The organism is Kineococcus vitellinus (assembly GCF_009906315.1).
Taxonomy (GTDB): Bacteria; Actinomycetota; Actinomycetes; order Actinomycetales; family Kineococcaceae; genus Kineococcus; species Kineococcus vitellinus.
Genome location: NZ_JAAALL010000380.1, coordinates 1 through 3,503, shown reverse-complemented (window position 1 = coordinate 3,503; position 3,503 = coordinate 1). Strand labels below are relative to the sequence as shown.

The window sequence follows — 3,503 nt, the reverse complement described above, 5'->3', positions numbered from 1 at the left end:
CGGCAGCTTGCCCTCGGTGCGCGGGGTGCCGCACCGAGGGCAAGCTGCCGTGCCTGCCGGGCAGCGAGGCCAACGCGGCCGGTGAGCTGCTGGGCGGGGGTTCGCGGCTGCGCCGCGGCGGGCAGAGCGTCGGGCACCACCTGGGCATCTCCGCCTTCGCCACCCACGCCGTGGTGGACCGGCGCTCGATCGTGCCCGTCGATGCGGACGTGCCACCGGCCGTGGCCGCGCTGCTGGGGTGCGCGGTGCTCACCGGGGGAGGGGCGGTGCTCAACGCCGGACGGCCCCAGCAGGGCGACGACGTGGTCGTGGTGGGTCTGGGCGGGGTGGGCATGGCCGCCGTGATGACCGCGGCCTCGCTGGGCGCAGGTCAGGTCATCGGCGTCGACACGGTGCCGGCCAAGCTGACCGCGGCGCGGGCCGCCGGCGCCTCGCGGACCTCGACGCCGCAGCAGGCGCTGGAGGAAGGGCTGCGGGCGCCGGTCGTGGTGGAGGCGGCCGGCAACGCGCGCGCCTTCGAGACGGCCGTGCAGCTGACCGCGCCCGGCGGCACCACGGTGACGGTCGGGCTGCCCGCTCCGGACGCCCGCGCCCGGATCGCGCCGCTGGGGCTGACGGCCGAGGCGCGCACCATCGTCGGCAGCTACCTGGGCTCGGCGGTGCCGGCGCGCGACATCCCCACCTACGTGCGGCTGTGGCGGCAGGGCCGGCTGCCGGTGGAGCAGCTGGTCTCGGCCACCATCGGCCTGGAGGACGTCAACGAGGCGATGGACACGCTGGCCGACGGCCTCGCCGTGCGCCAGCTGATCGTGCCGGGGCTCGGCTGAACCCGGCCGGGGCCGGTCCGGCGCTGCCGGACGAGCGCCGAAGCCGACCACCCACGTCCGAGGGAGCGATGCCGATGGCCCGGCGACCGTCCGTCTCCAGCGTCCAGATCGCCCGGGAGGCGGGGGTGGCGCAGTCGACGGTCTCGCGCGTCCTCAACGGCGGCAGCGTCGCCCCGGAGACCCGACGCCGGGTGCTGGAGGTGCTCGCCAAGCACGACTACCAGCCGAACCTGGCGGCCCGCTCGCTGGTCGCCGCCCGCACCGGTCTCGTCGGGGTCGTCATCCGCGACCTCACCAACCCCTTCTACCCGGTCATGGTGCGCGCGGTGGAGCAGGTGCTGCACGAGCAGGGCCTGCGGCTGCTGCTGCTCAGCGACGTGGCGACGGCGGCGGAGAGCCTGGCGATGCTGCGCCGCGAGCGCGTGGACGGGGTGGTGTTCACCTCCGCGGTGCGCGAGGACCCGCTGGCCTGGCCGGTCAGCGAGCACGGCATCCCGGTCGTGCTGTGCCACCGCACCATCGAGGGGTTCCCCGGGGACCAGGTCGAGGCCGACAACGCCGGCGCTGCCCGGCTGGCGGCCGACCACCTGCTGGACCTGGGCCACCGCCGCCTGGGGATGCTCTGCGGCACGGCGCAGGCCAGCACCGCCGAGCAGCGCGCGGCCGGGTTCCGGGCGCGGCTGGCCGAGCGCGCACCGGAGGTGGAGCTGGTCAGCGTGCAGGGCGGCTACGACTACGCCACCAGCTACGCGGCGGTGCGCGAGCTGCTGGCCGGCCCCCACCGCCCGAGCGCGCTGTTCTGCCACAACGACGTGATGGCGCACGCGGCGCTCAACGCCGCCGCCGCCGAGGGGGTCGACGTGCCCGGCGAGCTGAGCGTGGTCGGCTGCGACGACGTGCCCACCTCCTCCTGGGAGCGCATCGCGCTGACGACGGTGCGCCAGCCGCTGGCCCGCATCGCCGAGGTCGCCGCCCGGCTGCTGCTGGAGCGGCTGCAGGACCCGCAGGCGCCGCTGCGCCACGAGGTGCTGCCGGTGCAGCTGGTGGAGCGCGGCACGACCGCCGCGTGCCGGCAGGTCCCTGGCCGGGGCGCGGGCTGATCCCGGACCGGGCCTGAACCGCTCGCGGCACGGGGTGGTCCGAGTGGTCCGGGTGTGCCGACGGGTTGACGGAGCCGGTGCCCCGCCCCTACGGTCGTCTGGTGTTGGATACGTATCCAACACCGTCTCCACCGCGGCGACGCACCGCAGCCGCCCCGCGCCGTCGTCCCGCGAGCACCCCCCGAGCACCTCCCCGAGCACCCCGACCGAGACACCGACGTCACGCACCCGGAGCTGAGATGTCCCACACCCTGAAGACCGCGACCTCGACCTCGACCTCCTTCGCCGGCGACGAGACGATCGCGCAGACCGTGCGCGGGATCGTCGACGACGTGCGCACCCGCGGCGACGCGGCGGTGCGCGAGCTGTCCGCCCGCTTCGACCGGTGGGAGCCGGCCTCCTTCCGCCTGGACGACGAGCAGGTGCGCCAGATCATGGCGACCCTGCCGCAGCAGGTGATCGAGGACATCACCACCGTGCAGGCCAACGTGCGCCGCTTCGCCGAGGCGCAACTGGCATCCATGAGCGAGATCGAGGTCGAGACCGAACCCGGGGTGTTCCTGGGCCACAAGCACCTGCCCGTCGCGGCCGTCGGTGCCTACGTCCCGGGCGGCCGCTACCCGCTCACCGCCTCGGCCCACATGACCATCATCACCGCCAAGGTGGCCGGGGTGCCGCGCGTGGTGGCCTGCACGCCGCCGATCCGCGGGGAGGTCCCCGCAGCCACGATCGCCGCGATGCACCTGGCCGGCGCCGACGAGATCCACGTCCTGGGCGGTGTGCAGGCCGTTGCCGCCATGGCCGTGGGCACCGAGACGATGGCGCGGGTGGACATGCTGGCCGGGCCGGGCAACGCCTACGTCGCCGAGGCAAAGCGGCAGCTGTTCGGCGAGGTCGGCATCGACCTGTTCGCCGGCCCCACCGAGATCCTCATCGTCGCCGACGAGAGCGCCGACCCGTTCGTCGTGGCCGTCGACCTGCTCTCCCAGGCCGAGCACGGCCCCGAGTCCCCGGCCGTCCTGGTCACCACCAGCGAGGAGCTCGGCCACCGGGTCGTGGAGCACGTGGAGCAGATCCTGCCCGGCATGCCCACCGGCGACATCGCCGGTCCCGCCTGGCGCGAGCACGGCCAGGTCGTCGTGGCCGACGACCTCGACGAGGCGTACCGCATCGCCGACTCCTTCGCCTTCGAGCACGTGCAGGTCCTCACCGCGCAGCCGCGCCTGGCGCTGGAGAAGATGCACGCCTACGGCGCCCTCTTCCTCGGCGAGGGCACCTGCGTCTCTTACGGCGACAAGGTGATCGGCACCAACCACGTCCTGCCCACCCGGGGAGCGGCCCGCTACACCGGTGGCCTGTGGATCGGCAAGTACCTGCGCACCGTCACCTACCAGGAGGTGCGTGACCAGGCTGCCTCGGCCCGGCTGGGGACCCTGTGCGGACGGGCCGCGCGCGTGGAGCTGTTCGAGGGCCACGCACGCTCCGGCGACGTGCGCGCCGCCAAGTACGCCGGTGGCCCGCTGCCCTGGAGCGAGCACTTCCAGGGCACCTCCGCCTGAGGAGACCCCTCCACCTC

General features: G+C 74.8%; 3 protein-coding genes. All 3 read left to right on the top strand.

Annotated features, from left to right (window positions below):
• On the top strand, window positions 1-827 hold an 827-nt coding region (locus GTQ99_RS21170; protein ID WP_166617675.1), incomplete at its 5' end, for a zinc-binding dehydrogenase.
• A gap of 74 nt (window positions 828-901) precedes the next feature.
• A complete protein-coding gene (locus GTQ99_RS21165; RefSeq protein ID WP_166617674.1) occupies window positions 902-1,927 on the top strand; it encodes a LacI family DNA-binding transcriptional regulator in 1,026 nt (341 codons plus the stop codon).
• A 239-nt stretch (window positions 1,928-2,166) separates the two neighbouring features.
• Window positions 2,167-3,486, top strand: a complete 1,320-nt coding sequence (hisD, locus tag GTQ99_RS21160) for a histidinol dehydrogenase (RefSeq protein WP_166617673.1) — start codon at window positions 2,167-2,169, stop codon at window positions 3,484-3,486.
• Window positions 3,487-3,503 lie beyond the last annotated feature (17 nt).

Excerpts from the sequence above, each read along its gene's own strand:
- GTQ99_RS21165 (WP_166617674.1), top strand. The coding sequence starts at position 902 with ATGGCCCGGCGACCGTCCGTCTCCAGCGTCCAGATCGCCCGGGAGGCG.
- hisD (WP_166617673.1), top strand. The coding sequence starts at position 2,167 with ATGTCCCACACCCTGAAGACCGCGACCTCGACCTCGACCTCCTTCGCC.